The 17,174-nt window shown below is 45.3% G+C and carries 19 protein-coding genes; 8 read left to right on the top strand and 11 right to left on the bottom strand.

Translation table 11 applies throughout. The annotated features are described in order from the left end of the window. The 5 genes from N5E84_RS01690 to bolA all read right to left on the bottom strand — a co-directional run bounded on the left by N5E84_RS01690 (position 1) and on the right by bolA (position 4,784). Positions 1–633 carry an NADH:ubiquinone reductase (Na(+)-transporting) subunit D gene (locus tag N5E84_RS01690; RefSeq protein WP_013856174.1) on the bottom strand — a complete coding sequence of 211 codons (633 nt, stop codon included), beginning with the start codon at positions 631–633 and terminating at the stop codon, positions 1–3. Next, a complete protein-coding gene (locus N5E84_RS01685) occupies positions 633–1,400 on the bottom strand; it encodes a Na(+)-translocating NADH-quinone reductase subunit C (protein WP_013856173.1) in 768 nt (255 codons plus the stop codon). The genes N5E84_RS01690 and N5E84_RS01685 overlap by 1 nt, the downstream gene beginning before the upstream one ends. Beyond that, positions 1,390–2,634: an NADH:ubiquinone reductase (Na(+)-transporting) subunit B gene (locus tag N5E84_RS01680; RefSeq protein ID WP_013856172.1), complete on the bottom strand. Its 1,245-nt coding sequence runs from the start codon at positions 2,632–2,634 to the stop codon at positions 1,390–1,392. The genes N5E84_RS01685 and N5E84_RS01680 overlap by 11 nt, the downstream gene beginning before the upstream one ends. Before the next feature lie 5 nt (positions 2,635–2,639). Continuing rightward, positions 2,640–3,980, bottom strand: coding sequence for a Na(+)-translocating NADH-quinone reductase subunit A (locus N5E84_RS01675; RefSeq protein ID WP_026027642.1), 1,341 nt, complete (start codon positions 3,978–3,980; stop codon positions 2,640–2,642). A 495-nt stretch (positions 3,981–4,475) separates the two neighbouring features. Beyond that, positions 4,476–4,784 carry a transcriptional regulator BolA gene (bolA, locus tag N5E84_RS01670; protein ID WP_026028533.1) on the bottom strand — a complete coding sequence of 103 codons (309 nt, stop codon included), beginning with the start codon at positions 4,782–4,784 and terminating at the stop codon, positions 4,476–4,478. A gap of 161 nt (positions 4,785–4,945) precedes the next feature. On the opposite strand from bolA, the gene N5E84_RS01665 reads away from it, so the two are divergent. The 4 genes from N5E84_RS01665 to N5E84_RS01650 all read left to right on the top strand — a co-directional run bounded on the left by N5E84_RS01665 (position 4,946) and on the right by N5E84_RS01650 (position 8,690). Then, entirely contained in the window at positions 4,946–6,076 is a 1,131-nt protein-coding gene (locus tag N5E84_RS01665) for a methyltransferase (protein ID WP_019282324.1), read from the top strand. 24 nt (positions 6,077–6,100) lie between these two features. Further along, positions 6,101–6,670 carry a YajG family lipoprotein gene (locus N5E84_RS01660; RefSeq protein ID WP_026027920.1) on the top strand — a complete coding sequence of 190 codons (570 nt, stop codon included), beginning with the start codon at positions 6,101–6,103 and terminating at the stop codon, positions 6,668–6,670. After that, on the top strand, positions 6,670–7,215 hold the full coding sequence (locus N5E84_RS01655; RefSeq protein WP_013856167.1) for a peptidylprolyl isomerase: 546 nt from the start codon (positions 6,670–6,672) through the stop codon (positions 7,213–7,215). The genes N5E84_RS01660 and N5E84_RS01655 overlap by 1 nt, the downstream gene beginning before the upstream one ends. 83 nt (positions 7,216–7,298) lie before the next feature. Further along, on the top strand, positions 7,299–8,690 hold the full coding sequence (locus N5E84_RS01650) for an AmpG family muropeptide MFS transporter (protein ID WP_029388243.1): 1,392 nt from the start codon (positions 7,299–7,301) through the stop codon (positions 8,688–8,690). Between the two features lie 55 nt (positions 8,691–8,745). On the opposite strand, the gene N5E84_RS01645 is transcribed toward N5E84_RS01650, so the two are convergent. The 3 genes from N5E84_RS01645 to N5E84_RS01635 form a co-directional block, all read right to left on the bottom strand. Continuing rightward, positions 8,746–9,429 carry a ChrR family anti-sigma-E factor gene (locus tag N5E84_RS01645; protein WP_019282325.1) on the bottom strand — a complete coding sequence of 228 codons (684 nt, stop codon included), beginning with the start codon at positions 9,427–9,429 and terminating at the stop codon, positions 8,746–8,748. After that, complete coding sequence (locus tag N5E84_RS01640) at positions 9,426–10,028, bottom strand: RNA polymerase sigma factor (RefSeq protein ID WP_013856164.1); 603 nt, start codon at positions 10,026–10,028, stop codon at positions 9,426–9,428. The genes N5E84_RS01645 and N5E84_RS01640 overlap by 4 nt, the downstream gene beginning before the upstream one ends. A 162-nt stretch (positions 10,029–10,190) precedes the next feature. Further along, positions 10,191–10,766, bottom strand: a complete 576-nt coding sequence (locus N5E84_RS01635) for an LON peptidase substrate-binding domain-containing protein (RefSeq protein WP_175418679.1) — start codon at positions 10,764–10,766, stop codon at positions 10,191–10,193. A 329-nt stretch (positions 10,767–11,095) separates the two neighbouring features. Between N5E84_RS01635 and N5E84_RS01630 the strand changes: the two genes are divergently transcribed. The 4 genes from N5E84_RS01630 (at position 11,096) to csdA (ending at position 14,684) form a co-directional block, all read left to right on the top strand. Beyond that, positions 11,096–11,884, top strand: a complete 789-nt coding sequence (locus N5E84_RS01630) for an outer membrane protein OmpK (RefSeq protein WP_019282326.1) — start codon at positions 11,096–11,098, stop codon at positions 11,882–11,884. Between the two features lie 102 nt (positions 11,885–11,986). Then, complete coding sequence (gene panE, locus N5E84_RS01625; RefSeq protein WP_019282327.1) at positions 11,987–12,877, top strand: 2-dehydropantoate 2-reductase; 891 nt, start codon at positions 11,987–11,989, stop codon at positions 12,875–12,877. Then, positions 12,874–13,473 (top strand): DJ-1 family glyoxalase III, encoded by a 600-nt coding sequence (locus tag N5E84_RS01620; RefSeq protein ID WP_019282328.1) that lies wholly within the window; start codon positions 12,874–12,876, stop codon positions 13,471–13,473. Before panE ends, N5E84_RS01620 begins: the two co-directional genes overlap by 4 nt. After that, on the top strand, positions 13,473–14,684 hold the full coding sequence (gene csdA / locus N5E84_RS01615; RefSeq protein ID WP_019282329.1) for a cysteine desulfurase CsdA: 1,212 nt from the start codon (positions 13,473–13,475) through the stop codon (positions 14,682–14,684). Before N5E84_RS01620 ends, csdA begins: the two co-directional genes overlap by 1 nt. Positions 14,685–14,716: 32 nt before the next feature. On the opposite strand, the gene csdE is transcribed toward csdA, so the two are convergent. The 3 genes from csdE to mltA form a co-directional block, all read right to left on the bottom strand. Further along, a complete protein-coding gene (gene csdE, locus N5E84_RS01610; RefSeq protein ID WP_017046572.1) occupies positions 14,717–15,148 on the bottom strand; it encodes a cysteine desulfurase sulfur acceptor subunit CsdE in 432 nt (143 codons plus the stop codon). 5 nt (positions 15,149–15,153) lie between these two features. Continuing rightward, positions 15,154–15,963, bottom strand: a complete 810-nt coding sequence (gene tcdA, locus N5E84_RS01605; RefSeq protein ID WP_017049732.1) for a tRNA cyclic N6-threonylcarbamoyladenosine(37) synthase TcdA — start codon at positions 15,961–15,963, stop codon at positions 15,154–15,156. Between the two features lie 90 nt (positions 15,964–16,053). Then, positions 16,054–17,157 carry a murein transglycosylase A gene (mltA, locus tag N5E84_RS01600; protein ID WP_013856156.1) on the bottom strand — a complete coding sequence of 368 codons (1,104 nt, stop codon included), beginning with the start codon at positions 17,155–17,157 and terminating at the stop codon, positions 16,054–16,056. Between the last annotated feature and the right edge of the window lie 17 nt (positions 17,158–17,174).

The raw sequence follows: 17,174 nt of genomic DNA, 5'->3' as shown, positions 1-17,174 counted from the left end.
TTACTCCTTCGCTTCTAGTTGTTCAGGTTTGAACGTGCGAATCGCCCAAATCATGAAGCCAATTAGGAAGAATGCCGAAGGTGCTAGCAGCATCAAACCGTTAGGTTGATACCAGCCACCATCTTTCACAAGAGGTAGAACTTCCATTCCAAATAGCTTGCCTGAACCAAGAAGTTCGCGGAAGAAACCAACAGTGATCAATACAAAACCATAACCCAGACCATTACCGATACCATCGATAAAGGAAGGAATCGGTGCCGACTTCATTGCAAATGCTTCAGCACGGCCCATTACGATACAGTTAGTAATGATCAACCCTACGAACACCGATAGCTGTTTCGAGATATCGTATAAATAAGCACGTAGGATCTGGTCAACAACAATAACCAATGAAGCAATGATCGCCATCTGAACGATGATACGCACACTGTTAGGTATGTGGTGACGAATTAACGAAACGAATAAGTTAGAGAAAGCCGTTACAAACATAACGGCTAGCGTCATAACAAACGCCGTTTCCAATTTAGTGGTTACCGCAAGGGCAGAACAGACACCAAGCACTTGAAGTGCAATTGGGTTGTTATCCAACACTGGCGCTAGAATGCTCTTTTTAATCTCTTTTGCGCTAGACATTAGTTCAAACCTCCGTCACGAACTTTTGCTAGGAATGGACCAAAGCCCATATCACCTAACCAGAAGTCGAAAGTGTGTTGAACACCGTTACTGGTCAGTGTTGCGCCAGAAAGTCCATCAACGCCATGCTCAGATCCGGCAGGAGCGCCACCTTTCACAACTTTAATTGCAGGTTGGTGGTTGTCATCAAACAATTTCTTGCCAACAAATTGAGCTCGCCATGATGGGTTTTCAACTTCACCACCCAATCCCGGAGTTTCACCTTGTTCGTAGTAAGTAATGCCGGAAACGGTATTACCATCGGTTTCTACAGCCACAAATGCGTACATCATTGACCACAAACCATTACCGTGAACGGGAACAATCACTTTAGAAATCTCGTCGCCACTTTTCACTAGGTAAACAACCCCAGTATTGGCACGACGAATAATCTTCGCTTTATCTTGTTCCGCTGTTAGCTTGATAGATTGAGCTGGGTCTTTAGAAGCTTTGCGTTGATCATAGGCCGTTGCATCGCCATCAACAAAGTTCCCGGTTTTAAAATCAATCAAACGAGGTTCAATGTATTTAGCAAAAAGCTCTGGCACGCTACCAGACTCGTTAATGCCTGCAACTTCAACAATCTTGCTTTGCTTATCAAGTACTGCGTTAACTTTTTGCTTGTCACGCAGGCCAACCGCTGCTGTCGATACGATGATTGAGCACACTAAGCTCAATGCGATAACAACAAACAGCGTTTTTTTAATGCTATCGTTATTACTTGCCATAGCGTGCTAGTCTCCGTTTGATGTTCTTCTCAATCACAATATGGTCAAACAAAGGTGCAAATAGGTTCGCAAATAAGATCGCCAGCATCATACCTTCTGGGTAAGCTGGGTTAACCACACGAATCATCACACACATTGCACCAATCAAAATACCGTATGCCCATTTACCTTTGTTAGTAAATGAAGCCGATACTGGGTCGGTTGCCATGAAGAACATACCAAACGCAAAGCCACCAAGTACTAGGTGCCAATGCCAAGGCATATTAAACATTGCATTTGTGTCTGAACCAATAACATTGAACAGCGTTGATATGGCAATCATACCTACCATAACACCCGCAATAATGCGCCATGAAGCAATGCCCATGTAGACAATAAATGCCGCGCCAATCGCCAGTGCTAACGTCGATACTTCACCGATAGAGCCAGGAATGTTACCAACAAATGCGTCCATCCAAGTAATGGCTTCGCCAGTGACCTTATTGATCAGAGCACCGTTACCACCTTGAGCCCATTGGCTTAGCGCCGTTGCACCTGAAAAACCATCTGCAGCTGTCCAAACAACGTCACCAGAGATCTGTGCTGGGTAGGCGAAGAATAGAAAAGCACGACCGGCTAATGCTGGGTTTAGGAAGTTACGCCCGGTACCACCAAAGATTTCTTTGGCAACAACCACGCCAAAGGTAATCCCTAAAGCGGCTTGCCATAAAGGCAGTGTGGGTGGAACAATCAGAGCAAACAAAATTGAAGTTACAAAGAAACCTTCGTTAACTTCATGCTTACGCACCATACAAAACAGCACTTCCCAAAAACCACCGACCAAGAATACCGTGGCGTAGATAGGTAGGAAGTAAGTCGCACCGAGCAGCATCATACTTGCCCAACCGGCTTGCGTACTTAATGTACCGCCAAGCATTTCAGTTAGCCAATAGTGCCAGTTACCACTGATGACTGTCGCCAATTCAGCGCCAGAATACAGATGGTTAAGTGCAGTAATCGATTGGTGACCAACGTTATACATACCCCAGAACATCGCTGGGAATACCGCTAGCCAAACCATGATCATGATGCGTTTGAGGTCAACGCTATCACGAACGTGTGAGCTTCGTTTTGTAACTAAACCAGGCGTATAAAAAAGCGTTGCGGCTGCTTCATACAAGGCAAACCATTTTTCATGTTTGCCGCCAGGTTCAAAATGATGCTCGATGTCTTCAAGAAACTTTTTAAGGCCCATGAAAATTACCCTTCCTTCTCAATCTTGTCTAGGCACTCACGAAGTAGCTGACCATATTCATATTTACCAGGACATACAAAGGTACACAATGCGAGATCTTCTTCGTCCAGTTCAAGGGCACCGAGACGTTGAGCGCTATCGATGTCACCTGCACATAGGTCACGAAGTAGGAGCGTTGGTTCCATATCTAGTGGCAACACTTTTTCATAGTTACCAATAGGTACCATCGCACGATCACTACCATTGGTTGTGGTTGTCATGTTGAACAACTGACCTGTGAATAGATGACCAAGGAAAGAGCGAGTGACTGAAAATTTGTTCTTGCCAGGCATTGCCCAACCAAGAAAATCTTTGTCACGACCTTCACGCAGAACCGATACTTGGAGGTGGTAACGACCAAGATAAGCTACAGGCCCCGCCGCTTTCACACCAGAAAGTACAGAACCAGAGATGACACGAACTTCGCCCGGCATCAATTCGTTATCCGTTAACTCTTCGAGGCTAGCACCAATCTGAGTACGGACAAGACGAGGTTTGTTGACTACGGGTCCTGCAAGCGACACCACTCGTTGTGTGTATAGCTCACCGGTTAAGAACAATTGACCAAACGCAATCACGTCTTGGTAATTGATGCTCCACGCCACATTGACTGCATTTACTGGATAGAGGAAATGCATGTGAGTCCCTACAAGACCAGCAGGGTGTGGGCCATCAAACACATGTTCTTCAACGTTTGGCTGTGAAGAGCGTGGTAAGCTAGTACCAGATTTACAGACGTAAACCTTGCCCTCAGTCAGAGTTGAAAGGATATCGAGACCAGCGACGAATGCTTCAGATTGCTCATTAATGATCGTCTCAGGTTTTGCCGCTAATGGATTGGTATCCATTGCTGTCACAAAAATAGCCTGAGTTGAAGACTCAATTGCTGGAACCTTGCTAAACGGACGAGTACGCAACGCAGTCCAAAGACCAGACTCAACTAACTGAGTTTTAACCGTTTGACGGTCAATACTTGCTAGTTGGCTAGCTTCAAAGCTATCGAACGTGATTTGCTCATCACCTGCCACTTCAATCACTACGGATTGTAGGACACGTTTGGCGCCACGATTGACTTCGATAACCTTACCGCTTGCTGGTGAAGTAAATTTAACACCCGGATTCTTTTTATCTTCAAAAAGAATTTGAGCTTTCTTTACTTCATCGCCTACGCGAACATGCATGGTAGGACGCATGCCAACGTACTCTTCGCCAAGCAAGGCGACTTTAGTGATGGTCTTACCATCATTAATCACCTGGGAAGGAGTTCCTGCAATAGGAAGGTCCAAACCCCTTTTTATTGTAATCATACGCACTTGCACTATTTTATCGGGAAAAAGATTCTTTTAATTGCGTAAGTTCAAGGCTTGTTTATCTTTCATGGTCGTTCTTGATAAGAGGCCAAATGAAAGTTAAACCAGCCTTAGACACGACATTTCTGTGTCCGATTTTGGCTTGTTTTAAACGCCAGAACCGCAACATCCTTTTAATAACCTCATCACAAGTATGGTATGAGATCCATTAGGTGCAATAGTCTAGCATTTTTTCGGAACCTGATGCCATGACCAATCCTCTGATAAGTCGTTTTATTTGGAAGGATTTGAATCATAAAGGCTAGCGAATAGTCATAACTTTGAAGCATCGCACAAATAACCTATTCCTTACCCTTTATGAGTATTTATTTTTATTCACTACCTAAAACAATTTCTCTCAACTTGTTCATCTCGTCAATTTGTTTAAATACTGTTAATATTCCGCTCAAAAACAGAACAAGAGAACAGCATATTTAGACGGTTCTGAACGAGTTATTTTCCACCGCCCATACACATAGGACTATCAGGTACGCCACTAATTTGCGCCTGCCACTCTTGTGGTGTGTAGGTATGAATCGAGAGTGCATGAATGTGGTTCGCTAACTCTTCTGCCAACACTTGGTTAACCTGTCGGTGACGGCCAATCAAACGCATTCCTTCAAAACGGTCACTCACCACAATGACTTTAAAATGGCTTTCCGATCCTGAAGGCACATTGTGCATATAGCTTTCATTTTCGACTTTCAAATAATCAGGGTGAAATGCTTGATGCAATTTTTGTTCGATTATGGGTTGGATCATACCGTTGCCTTTCTTCCTCAAATAAGAGCATGAGAACATATACGAGTGTAAAGAGATTTAAGTTTAACTAGCCTTATAGAATAGCGAAAGGTTTTGGTTCCTTGTTTCTACGCCATTTGAGACAATGCATCCGTAATTCTCACTACGACCTATAAAAAATTATGAAAACAGAGTTGGCACTGCATGATCGAACGTTGAGCTTGCACCGTTTCCCACATCGTTCAAACGAAACATTACAAGCTTGGGATGCGGGCGATGAATATATGATTAATCATATTGAAGCGTTGAATTTAGCAATAGGCAAACGCATCCTTATTTTAAACGATCACTTTGGCGCTCTATCGTGTTGGTTTGCAGATAAGCATCACGTCACCATGATGAGCGACTCTTTTATTTCGCAACAAGGTACGTTAAACAATCTTCAGCGCAATCAGTGCCGCAACGTGCAATTGCTCTCAACAATGGATGCCATCCCTGAATCGGTCGATCTGGTGCTTTTTCAATTGCCCAAGAGCAATCGTCACTTGGTTTGGCAATTAAGCCAACTCCGTCAGTCCCTTGCCCAAGATTGCCCTGTGATAGCGGTCAACAAAGCGAAAGAGATCCACACATCAACCTTAAACTTATTTGAAAAGTATTTAGGTTCAACAAGCACTTCTCTTGCATGGAAAAAACACCGCCTCGTTTTTTCAGCACCGAACGTATCACCGATTGAAACGGTGGAACCCATAACTGAATGGGCCGTAGAAAGCGAATCCATCCGTCTAAAAAATCTGCCGAATGTCTACTCAGGTGAAGGATTGGATCTCGGCGCACGCTTTTTTCTACAGCATCTTCCACAAGATCCTAAGTTACAGCACATCATCGATCTTGGATGCGGCAACGGGGTGTTATCAATCAAGATGGGCCAACTCAATCCTCAAGTACGAATGACCTGCGTTGATGAAAGCTTGATGGCCGTCGAGTCTGCAAAGCTAAATTTGCTGGAGAATTTAGGAGAAGATCGCAATATTCAATGCATTGCGAATAACTGCTTAGATGGTTTTCAACAAGAGAGTAGCTGTTTAGTATTGTGTAACCCACCATTCCATCAACAACAAGCTATCACGGATCACATTGCTTGGCAGATGTTCTGTGATGCAAAGCATGTTCTTAAAAAAGGGGGACGATTATTAGTGATCGGCAATCGCCACCTCGGCTACGATGTAAAACTAGCAAGATTATTTGGCCAAGGGCAGGTAAAAACTGTCGCGACCAACCATAAATTTGTTATCTTACAAGCAACTAAATAGGCAAGGATAAGAAAGGAAATGACCATGAAAAAACTGGTTCTCGCAGCCTCAATCGCATTACTCACCGCTTGTGCCGCACCTCAGCAACAGCAAATCAACTTTATGCCTACTGCAACGACCAGCAAAAATACGGTCGTCAACAATAAAGCCTTTACTCTGGTTAGCAAAGATGTTCGATCGGCGCAATATGTGGCTTTAGTGGATAGTGGCCGCTCTAATATTGAGCCAATTCATGCCAAACAAAATGTTCGCATTGCGGTTGAGAATGCGTTGGCAGAACAATTTAGCTCTCAAGGCTATCGCTTAACAGTGAACAGCGAAAACAATGTCACCGTTGAAATTGCAGAAGCACTAGTGACGGTAAAACACAGCGTCATGTCGAATGAAATGGATGGCAGTGTCACACTTGAAATCACCGCGGAAACACCAAAAGGCAAATTGGTAAAAACGTTCAACGGAACGGCGAAACGTTCCGGTACACTCAGCGCTTCAAATGATGAGATTGAAATGGTACTCAACGATGTCATGAACTTGGTACTTAAAGAAATTGCCAATGACAGCGAACTTAATGGTTATTTACAGGAGCGCTTTTAATGTTACGCTCTCTCGTTACGACATTAGCGCTCGTCAGTTGCACTGCGTTTTCGGCGCCCAACGTCCTAATTGAGACGAACTTAGGGTCATTTACTGTTGAACTTAATACAGAGAAAGCGCCAACGACTGTCGCAAACTTCGTAAAATATGTTGAAGATGGCAGTTATGTTGGCAGCCAGTTCCACCGCGTTATCCCAGGCTTTATGGCACAAGGCGGCGGATTTGATGCGGATTTAAAACAACTCACCACTTACGCTCCCATCAAAAATGAAGCGAGCAATGGGTTGACTAATGACACCGCGACGATCGCAATGGCCCGTACCAATGATCCTAACTCAGCTACTCGCCAATTCTTTATTAACTTGGTCGATAATGATTTTCTCAACTACAACGCTCGCCCACCGGGTTATGCAGTCTTTGGTAAAGTCACGCAAGGGTTTGATGTTGTGCAAAAAATGGCTCAACAGCCGACCAGCACGAAAGGGCGAATGCAAGACGTCCCCATCGAACCAATCGTTATTACGAATGTCACACTAGAACAATAACCATACCAACGCCGATTTATCGGCGTTTGATTTTATTGGGTCGCCTTTCGACCTAAGCTGCTTTACTGACAAGGATTCGCTGTATGCCATCAACCTCCTCCTCTCTCACTTGGATGGAAACTATCCGTAGCTATCTTGATAAACGCCTATTGTGGGTATTTATGATGGGGTGTTCGAGCGGTTTCCCGTGGGTTTTGATTGGTTCAAATATGTCAGGATGGCTAAAAGATGCAGGCTTAACCACCGCTGCTATTGGTTATTTTGGCAGTGTCTTCGCAGTTTACGCGATTAATTTTCTATGGGCCCCATTGGTGGATCGCGTCAAATTACCCATTCTGACGCCATTATTAGGTCAACGCCGCAGTTGGGTATTTTTGTGCCAATCGATCATTTTGATCTGTACGTTGCTGATTGCGGGTGTCAATCCAGCCCAAAATTTGATGTTTACCTCAATGCTTGCCTTGGGCATTGCGATCGCTTCTGCCACTCAAGATATCGCGATTGATGCTTTTCGTATCGATACTTTCCCCAAATCACAAGCCAATAAGCTGCCACAAGCCTCCGCCATGGCCATCATGGGGTGGTGGACTGGATATTCTCTGCCGGGCTATCTCGCTTTTGTAAACGCCGATAGTATCGGTTGGAATGCCGTTTATTATGGCATGGCACTCTGTGTCGGGCTGTTAATGCTTTTCACGCTCTTGGTGGGAGAACCAAAAACACATCGCGAAGCACTACAGCATCAAGCGGAGCTGCGACACAATCAAGTAGTTGGTTCGAAAGTCGTCGCGTGGTTCACCGTTACCGTAATCGAACCATTTCTCGATTTCTTCAAACGCAATGGCACGCAAGTAGCGCTAACCCTGCTGTTGTTTGTCTTTTTATTCAAGATTGGCGAAGCTTTTCTTGGCCGAATGTCGATTCCATTTTACAAAGAAATTGGCTTTAGCAACGAACAAATTGGCCACTACTCGAAGTTAATTGGTTGGGGAGCAACCCTATTCTTCACTTTGATTGGCAGTATGTTTAACGTGCGATTTGGTATTGTTCGCGGCTTGATGATTGGTGGCATCGCGATGTCTGCCAGTAATTTGATGTTTTCGTGGATCGCTCAAGTTGGCCCTAATGAGCATCTGTTTTTGGCGACCATAATTGTCGATAACTTTACCACTGCGTTTTCCACCGTGGCCTTTGTTTCGTTTCTTACTGTGTTAACAGGGCAGGCATTTTCAGCAACGCAATATGCGCTATTGGCCTCTCTAGGAAACTTTGGCCGCACCACGCTGGCTTCCTTTAGCGGGGAGTTGGTCGACTATCTCAATAATTGGTCACTATTCTTTATTATTACCGCACTGATGGTAGTACCAAGCCTTATCATGCTCTACTCACTGCGCCATTATTTTGCTGATTTACTGCAAAAAGCTCGGCAGAGAGACATCGATGATATTGCCAAGCAAGGCATTGATAAGCGTTAGATGAAAAAAAGGTCGTACAATACGACCTTTTTTAATTTGATGTGCCTGCTATGGACTACGGATAGAGACCTTTACCAAATAAGTTAAAAACTCTCGCAACACCTTGCGTAAACAGCATCGGCTCAGTTAGCACCGTTAAGCATAAACAATCTTCATCCACTTTGGTAAATGGGCTGTGTTTAATACTCGCATCTCTTTGAATGAAATCACCCACTTTATAATGCCCATCTTCATCACTGAAGCCACCATGGAGCACCAAGGTCGACTCAACCCCTTTGTGTGTATGCTGAGGGATCTGCACGTTGTGATTGATGTACATCAGGTTCATGCGAGAGTCTTCAGCAATATCTAGATGGGCACTAAAAACTTTACCACCATAGCTGCGCCACTCGCCTTTAAAACGAATCAGTTGGCTCAGTGTACTAGGCAGCATCACAACGCGATCATTGACTTTAATTTCTATCGGCTCAGGCTTACGCAAGGTCGATGGGTGTAGAGTATCCAGCGCCGTGATCGTTTCAAACATCTGGTTTAAATGATCATCATTAGAAACGGCTATTCTTTGTTGCGGCAACGATTGGCTCAGCAATGCTTCGGCGGCCCGAGTTTCTAAGTATTGAACCTGTTGACGACACTGAGTACAAAGTTCAAGGTGAGTGGCAATCATAATGCCATGCGCCGCATCAATTGAACCATTGGCATACTGCTGCAGTACTTCGTTGCTTGGATGGTGGCTCATAATTGCTCCGCTTGAATAGAATGTCTAAGTTTTTCAACGGCTAGTCGTAAACGCGATTTGACAGTACCGAGAGGAATATTGAACATCTCCGCAACCTGCTGCTGGGGCAGTTCTTCAAGATACACCGCCTTCACGATGGCTTGCTGAGCTTCAGGCAACAACGCCACAAACTTTAATATTTGCTCTTTTAACATGTCATGTTCAGGACAATAATGTTCAACCAAATCAGGTGGGCAGTAGTCAGTTGGCCAAATATCATCGGCATAAACATGTAACTCTCGTCCGCGCTGCTTACGCAGGAGATCAAAACACAAATTGCGTGCAATCGTGTAAACCCACGTCGAAAGCGAACTTTTTCGGTTATCGAATAGATGCGATTTCTGCCACACCGTGGTCATAGTTTCTTGCACCATTTCTAACGCCACTTGCTCACTGCCTACATGCTTAAACGCAAACTGTTGTAAGCGAGGAGAGAAATAACGAAACACTAAGGCAAACGCCTGCTTATCACGTTGCTTGACACGTTCCATGCATTCAGCCCAGTCTTGCTTGGTGTAGCTTGGGCTTAGCGACACACTATGCTGAGAATCACTGCTCATGCTGCGCTCTTCCTTTAGGAGTAACCGTTGTTATTGGCATACAGTAGCCATAAACCTTTATACGTGAGTAATGCATACATCGATCACTCGTCGTATTCTTTTTTATGCAGAGCCACTACTACAGAGCGACTTCTCGTTTAAGTTTACTACACGCTTTCAAAGTTAGTGTGAGACTTCGATTACCTGCAATAAAAAGTCAACCGCACTGTGCGCGTCATCCTGCCTCATTAAATCATCAAATTGTTGAATCGAGATAGGGAGCAGCTCTAGCCATCGCTGCGCCACCCAACTGGCATCATCAAAAAAACAGTGCGAATAGAGCTCGCCAAGCTGAGGGAATTGCTGATAAACCGCTTGTATCTGGTGGCTTAAATACCATTCGTGAGGTTCTAAATCTCTTACTGGCCAACTGGGCAATGACGTGACCTGAGCAACTCGCAGGCCATCAAATTCGCTCACTACTGACTCTATTTTAAAGCGCTCCATTCCCATCACGGTTAATCCTAACATCCCATTGTCGAGCGCTTCAAAATCAACAATCTTAACCAACATCCCAAATTTAGATAACTGATTTGCTTTATTGCCTTTTTTGTTATCAATCAAACAAATCCCAAATGTAGAGTCAGACTGGCTGGATTGAGTGACCATCCTCTTATACCTTGATTCAAAGATCCGTAGCTTCATTTTCCCTTCTGGTAAAACGATTGAAGCTAAAGGAAACAGCATCAATTTCTTCATCATTCATCACTCTTCATCATGCCCGTCAATAAATACGTTGAAGATTACAAAACGATCACTAACTAAAAATGTTGGTTTATCGATTTGCATAAAACAATACCAAAGCAAACGTTTAAGTGATTAAAATCACATTAAAGATGCAAGCGAACGAAATATTAATTTAGTTCCGAGCAAATATTCATTAACGTGACCGCAGTCACTAAGTTTGTTCACTTTTGCATTCGCAATCACTTTTAATTGAGATTTTTATCGTTATTATTCGGGCCAATTGAACGCACATCAGAAATATACGTGTGCTGAATTATGACAAAACATAGAGAGTCCCCCTTATGCGTAAATCACTTCTAGCTCTAGGCCTAATGGCTGCAACTTCTGCTCCAGTTATGGCCGCTGACTATTCAGATGGCGACATCCATAAAAACGATTACAAATGGATGCAATTTAACCTAATGGCTGCAATCGATGAATTACCAGGTGAGTCATCGCATGATTACCTAGAGATGGAATTTGGCGGCCGCTCAGGGATTTTTGATCTGTACGGTTACGTTGATATCTTTAACCTGCTAAGCAACCCAAGCAGTGACAAAGAAGGTGCCGAAAAAATCTTTATGAAGTTTGCACCTCGTATGTCACTAGATGCACTTACAGGTAAAGATTTGTCTTTCGGGCCAGTGCAAGAGTTGTATGTCTCTACGCTAATGGAATGGGGTGGTAACTCTGGCGTTAACACTCAAAAAGTGGGCCTTGGCTCTGATGTGAATGTGCCTTGGCTAGGTAAAGTAGGTTTAAACCTGTACGGTACTTACGATTCAAATAAGAAAGATTGGAATGGTCTCCAAATCTCAACCAACTGGTTCAAGCCTTTCTACTTCTTTGAAAACGGCTCATTTATCTCTTACCAAGGTTACATCGATTACCAATTTGGTATGGAAACAGACAAAGGATACGCAACATCTAGCAATGGCGGCGCTATGTTTAACGGTATCTACTGGCACTCAGACCGCTTTGCTGTGGGTTACGGTCTAAAAGGTTACAAAGATATCTACGGTATCAAAGATACTAATAGCTTCAAGTCAACTGGCTTTGGTCACTACCTAGCTGTGACTTACAAGTTCTAATCGAACCTAAGTTTTGGCAAATGGCGCTCTCGAGCGCCATTTTTATTGCTTTCCATTTCTACCTCATTATCCTTGGCGCAAAGTCAAATATGGAGAGGTGTTATGAATATCGTCGTGCTTGGGCCGGGCGCGGTTGGGTTGCTTTGGGCGACAAAGCTGCATGCTGCTGGACACCGCGTTTCATTATGGGGCAGACAACCTCAATCTTCACTTTCCATTGCTTTAGATAAACAGGCGTCTATTACCCTGCCCTGCAATGATCACAGCGCGCTCTGCCATGCCGATCTCTTACTGATTACTGTTAAGGCTTGGCAAGTCGAGCAAGCGCTCACTCCGCTGCTGAATACACTCAATCGTGACACCATTTTGCTATTTATGCACAACGGCATGGGCGCGCTTGATTCGATGCAGGATCCACTGAATGACTTTCCTATTGTGCTTTCAACCACCACGCACGGTGCACTCAAGCCGTCAATGAATCAAGTATTGCATACTGGCAAAGGCGTAACTCAATTAGGGGCTTACAACGCCCAAGGCAAGCAGTGTCAGTTTCTAGTGGATGTACTACAGCATACATTGCCAGACGTAATGTGGAATAACACGATTGAAGAAGCACTATGGCATAAGCTTGCAATTAACTGCGCGATTAACCCGCTCACCGCATTAGAGCAATGTCGCAATGGTGAGTTAGCCGATGAACGCTTCCAACGGCCGCTGGAAAATATTGTTGCAGAAGTCGCCGATGTCATGAGCGCTGAAGGCTTTGCGATCACTCAATCATCACTGCTTGCTAAGGTTAAGCAGGTGATTCAAGCCACAGCAGAGAATTATTCGTCAATGCATCAAGATATTTTCTATCAACGTAAGACTGAGATAGACTTTATTACGGGCTATTTACTGAAGAAAGCAGAGCAACATCAGCTCGTAACACCAGAAAATAGTAAGCTATATCACGCCATTCAACAGATAGAACACCGCTGGAAAAGCCAATGAGTAAACGAATTTTAGTCCCGATAGCAACGGGCTGCGAAGAGATGGAAGCGATCACCGTGATTGATATGATGGTCAGAGCTGGCTATCAAGTCGTGGTTGCCAGTGCTAATCTCGACGGGCAATTGATGATGAAAGCCTCACGCGGAGTGACATTAACCGCAGACTGTAAACTGCAGGATGTGATCGATGAAGAGTTTGACGTGATTGCGCTGCCCGGTGGCGTTGGAGGCGCTGAGATCTTTCGTGACAATCCAGTGCTAATCGAAATGCTCAAGCAACAGCATAACCATGGTCGATGGTTGGCGGCTATTTGTGCCACGCCAGCCTTAGTTTTGCAACATCATCAGCTTTTCCCGCAAGCGATCATGACAGGGCACCCGGCTTTTCGCGATCATATCCCCACTGATTTATGGCGAGATCAACGCGTAACCATCGATACAAACCATCAATTAATCACCAGCCAAGGGCCGGGAACAGCACTTGAGTTCGCGATGGAGATCATCATATCACTCTCAGGTAAAGCACACGCATGGTCAGTTGCACAGCCAATGGTGACACTGGCAGCATTGAATTATCACAAGTTAGGTGAGCAATAATGTTTGACGTGCAGACCATTCGCGACCAATTCCCCGCGCTCAATCAAGCCGTGGATGGCGAAATTCTGATTTATCTAGACAGCGCCGCTACCACGCAAAAGCCGCAAGTGGTGATAGATGCCATTAGCCATTACTACAGTACGCAAAATGCCAATGTACATCGTGGTAGCCATCGCTTAACAGCAAAAGCGACCAGCGATTTTGAAGCGGCGCGTGACACTATGGCTCAATTTATTGGCGCATCATCTCGCAAAGAGATTATTTGGACTCGCGGAGCGACCGAAGCGATCAACCTGATCGCGCAGACTTACGCACGTAATACATTGCAAGCCGGTGATGAGATTCTGGTCAGTGAAATGGAACACCACGCCAATATAGTGCCTTGGCAAATCGTCGCGGCTCAAACCGGAGCAAGCGTCGTCAAAGTCCCCATCACGCCAGAGTGCCACTTTGATCTTGAGGCTTTTCAAACACGATTATCGAGTAAAACCAAAATTGTCGCCCTAGCCCATACCACCAACGTAACGGGTACGCGCCAACCGATTGAAACTGTGATTAAACTAGCGCACCAAGTCGGCGCGGTGGTCGTGATTGATGGCGCGCAAGGAATTGTGCATGAAACTGTCAACGTGCGCGAACTCGACGCCGACTTTTATCTCTTTTCTGGGCACAAGCTTTACGCTCCCGCTGGCATTGGCGTTCTGTACGGAAAATTAGCGCTGCTTGAAACAATGCCTCCATGGCATGGCGGCGGCAAGATGGTAGAAAAAGTGTCGTTTGAAGGCACAACATTTGCCGAACTGCCGGGGAAATTTGAAGCAGGCACACCGAATGTCGCAGGAGCGATAGCCCTTGCCAAAGCAATCGAATGGTTACAAAACTGCAATCGGACGACCGTAGAAACTCACCTGCATAGATTGCAAGCACGTACTTATCAAGCCCTGCAACAGCTCGATGATATTCGCGTGATCGGCTATCAACCGAATGCCAGTATTCTCAGTTTTGTGATGGATGGCGTTCATCATCAAGACATAGCCACCTTACTCGATCAGCAAGGCATCGCGGTTCGCTCTGGCCATCACTGCGCTCACCCATTAATGGATGCGCTCGGGTTAACTGGCACAGTGAGAATTTCGTTTGGTATTTACAATACCGAACAAGAGGTTGAACAGTTGATCGCCGCCATCACTAAAGCGGTTGATATGCTGTAATAATTCCCCCTTTCATCAAAAGGGGGAGATGCTCAGCTTGGATCGATATTTTTTATCTTATCGACAATGGCTTTAAGGCCATTACCACGTGAAGGACTTAAATGGGCAATCAAGCCTATTTTTTCAAAATAAGCATCCACATCAAACGCTTGAATTTGTGCGTAGGTCTTGCCGTTGTACGCAGCAAGGACTAAAGCAATTAAACCACGCACAATCCGCGCATCCGAATCGGCACAGAAAGACCATATTCCTTGGTGCTCCTGCCCCACTAACCATACTTGACTCTCGCAGCCTGCAACACTGACTTGCTGCGATTTCAAAGCATCAGGCATCGTGGGCAATAACTTCCCCCACTGGATCACTTGTCGATAGCGATCTTCCCAGCCAGTAAAATTTTGCATGGTCGCCACAATGTCATCAGCGCTAATCTCACGACCAAAGGGGGAGGCAGGAAAAGGAGTCATTAACGTTACACCTTATGTTTCTGAATTAACTTTTCAACAATGCGCGCTACGGCAACAAAACCAAAGGTTGCGGTAACAACCGTCGCAGCGCCAAATCCGCTGGCGCAATCCATCCGCTTTGGCCCTTCTGCGGTTGATTTCACCGCGCACACACTGCCATCGGCTTGCGGATATTTGAGCTGCTCTGTCGAGAACACGCAATCAATACCAAACTTACGCGCAGGGTTTACAGGGAAATTATGGCGATGACGAAGCGTATCTTTGAGTTTTTTTGCCAATGGGTCTTGAATCGTTTTGGTTAAATCCGCGACCTTGATTTGAGTTGGGTCAACTTGACCACCCGCACCACCGACGGTAATCACTTTAATTTTATTGCTACGGCAATAAGCCAGTAGTGAAGCTTTCGCTTTCAAACTGTCTATCGCATCAAGCACGTAATCGAACGTTTGACTCAAATAGCGGTGCTGGTTATCTGGCGTGATAAAGTCATCAATTAAGTGCACCACACACTCAGGGTTGATGAGCTTGACCCGCTCGGCCATCACTTCAATCTTACTTTGCCCAACCGTACCGCTCATCGCATGGATTTGACGGTTGATGTTGGTGACGCACACATCGTCCATATCAATCAGCGTTAACTCGCCAATGCCGGTGCGCGCCAATGCTTCGACTGCCCACGAGCCAACGCCACCGATACCAATCACACACACATGCGCAGCACGCAGTATTTCAACCTCACGATTTCCATAAAGGCGACGAGTGCCTCCGAAGCGTTGGTTGTAGCTATCTGAAGCGGGGGTATCGAGTTCACGCATAATTAAAAGTCCGATTGAAAGCGATAGAAAAATAAAGAGTGCGATTTATACGCACTCTTTATTTAAAAGTCTAGGTCGAAACCTGTGTCACTATTGTAGCTTTTCAGGCGGCAATGCCCAAGGCGCTTGTGTGGCTGAGTTTTCTAACCCCAGTTTCCAAACGCGACCAAAATGTTTGTAATGCCCAGCTTCCGTTCCGGCGCGCTCGCCCATGCCATGGTACAGATCGAGGTGGTTATCTTTTACCGCGCCGCCCGTATCTAGCACAATCAACATTCTCAACTGATGAGCGCCACTCCATGTACCATCTGCATTGAGCAGCGGCACTTCTGCTAAAATAGGTGTGCCCATTGGAAAGATGGAACGATCTCCGGCCACCGATGCCATCGGCAGTAGTGGAATACCGGCAGAGCCAGTGACAGGGGCTGCCGCTTTGGGCGCAAAAAAGACATAGGAAGGATTTTGCTCTAGCAGCTCTCTCACCGTCGGTTCATCATTGGCTAGCACCCATTCCTTGATCGCTTTGAGTGACATTTTCTCTCGTGTCACTTCACCTCGTTCAATCAAGACTTTGCCAATACTGATGTAGGCTTTGTTATTCTTACCCGCGTAAGCGAAGTACTCAAGCGTATCGTCATCTTCAAAATGCACAAAACCACTGCCTTGCACCTCCATAATGAAAGGGTCAATCAGGTTCGCCGCATAACCTAACTCAAGCCCTTTTTCAGCTAACGCACCATCATAAATTTGCGCACGCGTTGGGCAATCGGCCGAACATTCAGGCAAACCAAATACGGGATATTTGAATATTTCATCCGGTTGATGGCGAAGCTCCATCACCGGAGAAAAATAGCCAGTGAAAAGCACATTACCTTTTTTATCGCCACCACCAAGCTGCGCCGCTTGTATTCCAAAATTCGCCAAATCTTGTGGATCACCACTTTGCAAAATCCATTCACTGATCTGTTGATACAAAGGTTGATAAATCGCTGCCATCGACGCCGAGCGAGTCACCACTTGTTCGCTCTGTTTGGAAAATTGCGTAAAGTCACGTGGCGTATTGGACTGCACCGTGTCTACTTTGTTGAGCGCTTTAGAGAAATCACCATCCAAATATTGCTGAGCACGGTCGGTCGGTTGCGCACAACCAAACAGCAGCAGTACTGCCGCAAGAGGAAAAATTTGCTTAATCACAGAAGTTATCCGTTATT

The organism is Vibrio sp. J502 (assembly GCF_025397955.1).
Lineage (GTDB): Bacteria > Pseudomonadota > Gammaproteobacteria > Enterobacterales > Vibrionaceae > Vibrio > Vibrio anguillarum.
The sequence above is the reverse complement of the archived record's forward strand: the minus strand, read 5'-3'. Positions and strand labels throughout refer to the sequence as shown.